The sequence below is a fragment of the Kineococcus glutinatus genome, from assembly GCF_039542765.1.
Taxonomy (GTDB): domain Bacteria; phylum Actinomycetota; class Actinomycetes; order Actinomycetales; family Kineococcaceae; genus Kineococcus_A; species Kineococcus_A glutinatus.
This window is the reverse complement of record NZ_BAABIL010000243.1, coordinates 1-5,960: the sequence shown is the minus strand read 5'-3', so window position 1 is coordinate 5,960 and position 5,960 is coordinate 1. Positions and strand designations below refer to the sequence as shown.

Below are 5,960 nucleotides of genomic sequence, written 5' to 3'. Positions count from 1 at the left end.
CCCGTCGCCCCGGTCGCGCCCGCCCCCGTCGCGCCGCCACCGGCCGCGGCGGCACCGGCCGCGCCCGCCGCCGCGCCCGCCGCGGGCCAGAGCCAGGGCGGCCAGTCCGCCACCGAGGCCACGGTCCGCGTCGACGTCGAGCTGCTGGAGACCCTCGTCCGCCTCGCCGGCGAGCTCGTCCTGGCCCGCAACCAGATCCTGCAGCGCGCCAGCTCCCTGCGCGACGAGGACCTCACCCGCGCCTGCCACCGCCTCAACCTCGTCGCCAGCGAGATGCAGGAGGGCGTCATGCGCACCCGCATGCAGCCCATCGAGCACCTGTGGTCCAAGCTGCCCCGCGTCGTCCGCGACCTCGGCAACATGCTCGGCCGCAAGATCAAGCTCGAGATGGAGGGCAAGGAGACCGAGCTCGACCGCACCCTGCTGGAGGCGGTCAAGGACCCGCTGACCCACATCGTGCGCAACGCCGTCGACCACGGCATCGAGCCGCCCGAGGTCCGCCGCGCCGCCGGCAAGGTCGAGACCGGCACCCTGCGCCTGCGCGCCGCCCACGAGGGCGGTCAGGTCCTCGTCGAGGTCCGCGACGACGGCAAGGGCATCGACCCCGCGGTCATCGGCGCCAAGGCCGTCGAGAAGGGCCTGGTCAGCCAGGCCAAGCTCGAGACGATGACCACCAACGACGTCCTGCAGTTCCTCTTCATGCCGGGCTTCTCCACCGCCGCCAAGGTCACCAACGTCTCCGGCCGCGGCGTCGGCATGGACGTCGTCAAGACCAACATCGAGCGCATCGGCGGCTCCGTCGACGTGGAGTCCACCCCCGGGCAGGGCACCATCTGGCGGCTGCGCATCCCGCTGACCCTGGCGATCGTGCCCGCCCTCACGGTGGAGTGCGCCGGGGAGCGCTACGCGATGCCGCAGGTCAACCTGCTCGAGCTCGTCAGCCTCGACTCCGAGCGCATGGCCAACGCCATCGAGGACGTCGCCGGCGCCAAGGTGTACCGCCTGCGCGGTGCGCTGCTGCCGCTGGTCCGCCTCGACGAGGCCCTCGGCCTGCAGCGGCCGGCCGGGGAGGAGGAGCCGCACCGGCTCGTCATCGCCGTGCTGGAGTCCGACGGCCGCCGCTTCGGCCTCGTCGTGGACCGCGTCCTGGACACCGAGGAGATCGTCGTCAAGCCGCTGTCGGGGGTGCTCAAGAGCATCGGCAGCTACGCCGGCGCCACCATCCTCGGCGACGGCCGGGTCTCGCTGATCCTCGACGTGCAGTCCCTGGCCCGGCGCACCATGCGCTCGGAGGGCCTGGAGCACGCCTCCGCCGCCGCGCAGGCCTCGGCCGCCGCCGCCGGTGGCGACGAGCAGCGCCTCCTGGTCGTCGGTCTCGGCGGCAACCGGCGGGTCGCCATCCCGCTGGAGGTCGTCACCCGGCTGGAGGAGTTCAAGGTCGCCAACATCGAGCGCGTCGGCCGCCGCGAGGTGGTCCGCTACCGCGGCGAGATCCTGCCGCTGGTCCGGCTGTCCGACCACCTCGGTGGCGGCTTCCGCGGCTACGACGAGCAGGAGCAGGAGTCGCTGCCGGGCGTCGTGTACTCCGCGCGGGGGCGCAGCGTCGCCATCGTCGTGGACGAGATCGTGGACATCGTGTCGCAGCAGTCCGCGCACAGCGACATCGACGACTCCGGCCTCGTCGGCTCCGCGGTCATCCGCGACCGGGTCACCGAGCTGCTCGACGTGCGCTCGGCGATCCTCGCGGCCGACCCGAACTTCTTCTCCGCCGAGGCGCGCGCCGAGTTCGCCGCCGCCACCGCCGAACTGGGGGTCTGATGTTGTCGACGCAGTACGCCACCTTCCACCTGGCCGGGCACCTGTTCGGCGTGGAGGTGCGGCGGGTGCAGGAGGTGCTCACCGAGCAGCCCCGCACCCCCGCCCCGCTCGCCCCGCCCGCCGTCGCCGGCCTGATCAACCTGCGCGGGCAGGTCGTCACCGCGCTGGACCTGCGCCGCCGGCTGCGGCTGCCGGACCGCCCCGAGGGCCAGGTCGCGATGAACGTCGTGGTCCGGGCCGCGGAGGAGGTCTGGAGCCTGCTGGTGGACTCAATCGGCGGGGTCATCGAGGCCGCCGACGCCACGTTCGAGCCGCCGCCGGACACGCTGAACGGGCCGGTGCGCGAGCTCATCCGCGGTGCGTACAAGCTCGACGACGCGCTGCTGCTGGTGCTCGACGTCGACAAGGTGCTCGACATCGAGGACGTGCTCGCCGCCTGAGCCGGCGCGCGACCCGAGGGCCGGGATCCCCACGAGGGGGTCCCGGCCCTCGCCGCATCCGAGGCGCCCGCCCTGGGGCGCCCTCCTCCGGGTTCGGGCGCGTTGGAGAGGGTGCTGGGGCGCCCATCTCCGGGTTTGGGCGCGTTGGGAGGGGCTTGCCGGAAGGGTCGCGGGGTGCCGCCGCGCGGGTCGCGCCGCGCGACGCCGTGCACCCGTTCGCGTGACGTTGCGTGGGGGATGGTTTCACGCGGTGCCATCGTGGGGATCCCGGTCGATCCAGGAGGTCCTGCCATGCACTACTCGTTGGTCAGCTCGCCGGTCCTCGGCTTCGACCTCGTCCGCCTGCCCGGCGGCGACTCCGTGGCCGAGGTGCTGCTGCGCGGGCTCGCGGCCACCCCGAACGACCTCGCCGTGCTCGCCGAGGGCCACGACGCCGTCCTGCGCGAGCGGGCCTGGGACCGCGTCCGGGAGATCACCGAGAACGTCCCGCGCATGAAGGACGTCCTGGCCCAGGTGGCCTCCGGCCTCGCCGGCGGGGACTTCGCCGAGGAGGTCGTCGGCCCGCGCGTCGAGGCGGGCGTGGTGCGCGTCCTGCAGGCCAGCACCGTCGCCGACGCCGACGCCCTCGTCCGGCTCGTGCACCACGACGTCCTGGACTGGACGTGGACGCACGACGGGGGCGTGGGCGTGCGCACCGATCAGGCCTCGCGGGCCGCGGAGGTGCTGGCCGACGCTGCCGTCTCGGCGTACCTGTCGTCCTGGCTGCCCGCCGACCTGCGCCGCAACCTCGCCCGGCCCTACCTGGCGGCGGTGCGCTCGCTGCCGGGCCTGCAGCGGACCCCGGCCGGGCTCGGCCACGCCCAGGCCGGCGCGGTGGAGCTGCTGGCGCTGCTGGCCTCCCTCGACGCCGACGACCGCGCGCGCCTGCGGGCCGCGGCGCAGGCGGTGCGCGCCAGCGGTGGTGCGTGGGCGTCCGCGGTGCACGACGCCTCGTGGGCGGTGCACATGTCCGACCGGGTGCGCACGGCCGCCGAGGCCCAGCTGCTGGCGGTGCGGGCGTTCCGCGCCGGGGGGCTCGACGCCGCCGACGGGGCGAGCGGGGTGTGGAACGCGGTGAGCGGCGCCCTGCACGCGGAGGTCGTCGCGGACATGCTCGGCAGCGAGTCGCGCGAGATGCTGCTGCGCCCGTGGGAGGCGGCCTTCCCGCCCGCGCCGCCGGCCCCCCCGACGCTGGGCTGAGGCCCGGGGGCGCTCCGGGCACCCGGGGCGCCCTGGGGCGCCCGAATCCGGAGATGGGCGCGGAACGGGTGGCACGGGAGCGCCGAAACCCGGAGATGGGCGCGGAACGGGTGGGTCTAGGGCGCGCAAACCCGGAGATGGGCGCGGTGGCGGCCCCGGGGTGTTCGCCGTGGGGGAACGGGCATTGCCCCGTAAGCCCTGCAAGCGTGTAATCAACGCATGAGCGACATCACCGCGTGGTTCCGGGGCCGGCTGCCCGCCGACTGGTTCGAGCAGGTGCCCGAGATCGGCGTCGACCGCGAGGAGATCCTCGTGGTGGGCCGCGTCCCGGCCCCCGAGCAGCAGGACGAGCAGCAGGACGGGCAGGGCGACGACACCGCCCGGCGGCAGGCCGAGGCCGGGCGCATCGCGCGCTTCCGCGAGGACACCCGCGCCCGCCGGATGCAGATCGCCGACGAGGCCGAGCGCCGCTTCGGCCGCAAGGTGGCCTGGGGCGCCGCCTGCGGCGAGACCCGCACGGTCTTCACCAGCCTCGCCGTGCCCGTCATGACCCGGCTGCGCCAGCCCGAGCGGCAGGTGCTCGACACCCTCGTCGCCGCCGGCGTCGCCCGCTCCCGGGCGGAGGCGCTGGCGTGGTGCGTGCGGCTCGTCGGCCAGCACGAGGGCGACTGGATCGAGCGGCTGCGCGCCGCCCTCGTCGCCGTGGAGGAGGCCCGCGCCGCCGGCCCGGCCTGAGCCCGCACCGGCCGGCGCCGGCCCCGACCTCAGCCCTCGGCGCGGACCGTCACGTCACCGGTGGTGGCCCGCACCTGCAGCAGCGGGCCGTCGGGGTCCACCGGCACGTCGTCGGTGACGTCCCCGACGCCGGCCGAGACGTCGGCGTCGTACCCGGTGCCGTCGGCGGGCAGCTCGACGTGCACGTCGCCGGTGGTCGTCTCCACGACCACCCGCTCCGGCGCCTGCCGCAGCTCCACGTCCACGTCGCCGGTGGTGGCCCGCACCCGCAGGTCGGACACCGCGCCCTCGACGTCGACGTCGCCGGTGGTGCTGCGCAGGTCCAGGGTGCCGCCGGCGGGGTGCTCCCAGCCGAAGTCGCCCGTGGTCAGCTCGGCCACCACCGAGGGGAACGCCCCGTCGACGTCCACGTCGCCGGTCTGCGTCCGGAACTCCAGCGGCACCGCGGCGGGCAGCTCCAGCTCGAAGGACACCGAGCACGGCCAGAACCACGCCGCGTCCCCGCAGTCCCCGCTCAGCTGCAGCACCCCGTCGCCGAGCAGCTCGGCCTCCGCCCGCGGCTGCGACCAGCTGCCGTGCGTGGTCGTCGTGACGCGGGCCGCGTCCAGACCGGGCACCACCCGCACGTCCACGTCCCCGACCTCGCTGAGCGCCCGCACCACCCGCACCGTCCCGGCGAGCTCGCGCGTGGTGCTCTCCGTCGGCGCGGTCAGGCTGCCCAGGGCGGACAGCGCGGCCGTCGTGCCGAACGCGGCGGCCAGCAGCAGCGCCGCGACCCGGCCGGGGTGCTCCCGCGGCGGCGGGACGGTCCAGTCGTCGTCCTGCGCCGCCAGCTCGGGCGCGGGGACCTGCAGGGGTGTCGTGCTCACGGGGTCCTCCGGTCGGCCGGGCCGCCGTGCGCGGCCGCGTCGAGGTAGCGCAGGACGGCCAGCACCCGGCGGTGGTCGTCGCCGTCGGGGGGCAGGTCGAGCTTGATGAAGATGCTGGAGACGTGCTTCTCCACGGCCTTGTCGCTGACGACGAGCTGCGCGGCGATCGCCGAGTTCGACCGGCCCTCCGCCATCAGGTGCAGCACGTCCAGCTCGCGGGGCGTCAGCCGGCTCACCGGGTCGTCGCGGCGCACCCGGGACAGCAGCTGCGCCACCACCTCCGGGTCCACCGCCGCCCCGCCGCCGGCGACGTGGTGCAGGGTGCGGATGAACACGTCCACGTCGGCCACCCGGTCCTTCAGCAGATATCCGACGCCGGTCGCGCGGCCGGCGATGAGGTCCGCGGCGTAGTGCTCCTCGACGTACTGCGACAGCACGAGCACCGCGGTGCGGGGGTGCTGGCGGCGCAGCACCAGCGCCGCCCGGATGCCCTCGTCGGTGAACGTCGGCGGCATCCGCACGTCGACGACGGCGAGGTCCGGGTCGAGCCCGGCCACCGCGCGCAGCAGCTCCTCGGGACCGCCCACCGCCGCGACCACCTCGACGCCCTCGGAGTGCAGCAGGCTCACCAGGCCCTCGCGCAGCAGCACGGAGTCCTCGGCGATCACCACCCGCAGCGGCGCCGGCGCCGGCTCCGCGCTCACCGCGGCCCCCCGGCGTCCCCGCCGCGGCCGCGCCCGTCCCACGGCAGGGCCGCGGTGAGGGTCGTGGGACCGCCGGCGGGGGAGTCCACGTGCAGCCAGCCGTCCACGGAGGCCAGCCGGTCGGCCAGGCCGCGCAGCCCCGAGCCGCCCGAGCC

6 protein-coding genes are annotated in these 5,960 nt (G+C 75.7%); 4 read left to right on the top strand and 2 right to left on the bottom strand.

What is annotated here, in order from left to right; translation table 11 throughout:
- The 4 genes from ABEB16_RS10200 to ABEB16_RS10185 form a co-directional block, all read left to right on the top strand.
- Positions 1-1,818, top strand: a 1,818-nt coding sequence (locus ABEB16_RS10200) for a chemotaxis protein CheW (protein WP_345712143.1), incomplete at its 5' end; no start/stop codon positions are given.
- Complete coding sequence (locus tag ABEB16_RS10195) at positions 1,818-2,258, top strand: chemotaxis protein CheW (protein WP_345712142.1); 441 nt, start codon at positions 1,818-1,820, stop codon at positions 2,256-2,258. The genes ABEB16_RS10200 and ABEB16_RS10195, both read left to right, overlap by 1 nt.
- Before the next feature lie 291 nt (positions 2,259-2,549).
- Entirely contained in the window at positions 2,550-3,497 is a 948-nt protein-coding gene (locus ABEB16_RS10190) for a hypothetical protein (protein ID WP_345712141.1), read from the top strand.
- A 219-nt stretch (positions 3,498-3,716) separates the two neighbouring features.
- On the top strand, positions 3,717-4,232 hold the full coding sequence (locus ABEB16_RS10185; RefSeq protein WP_345712140.1) for a hypothetical protein: 516 nt from the start codon (positions 3,717-3,719) through the stop codon (positions 4,230-4,232).
- A 29-nt stretch (positions 4,233-4,261) separates the two neighbouring features.
- Here ABEB16_RS10185 and ABEB16_RS10180 read toward each other — a convergent pair whose 3' ends face one another.
- Together ABEB16_RS10180 and ABEB16_RS10175 are read right to left on the bottom strand one after the other, a co-directional pair.
- The gene (locus ABEB16_RS10180) at positions 4,262-5,101 is read right to left on the bottom strand and encodes a DUF4097 family beta strand repeat-containing protein (RefSeq protein WP_345712139.1); all 840 of its coding nucleotides are present in this window, start codon (positions 5,099-5,101) and stop codon (positions 4,262-4,264) included.
- Positions 5,098-5,778, bottom strand: coding sequence for a response regulator (locus ABEB16_RS10175; protein ID WP_345712144.1), 681 nt, complete (start codon positions 5,776-5,778; stop codon positions 5,098-5,100). Before ABEB16_RS10175 ends, ABEB16_RS10180 begins: the two co-directional genes overlap by 4 nt.
- Between the last annotated feature and the right edge of the window lie 182 nt (positions 5,779-5,960).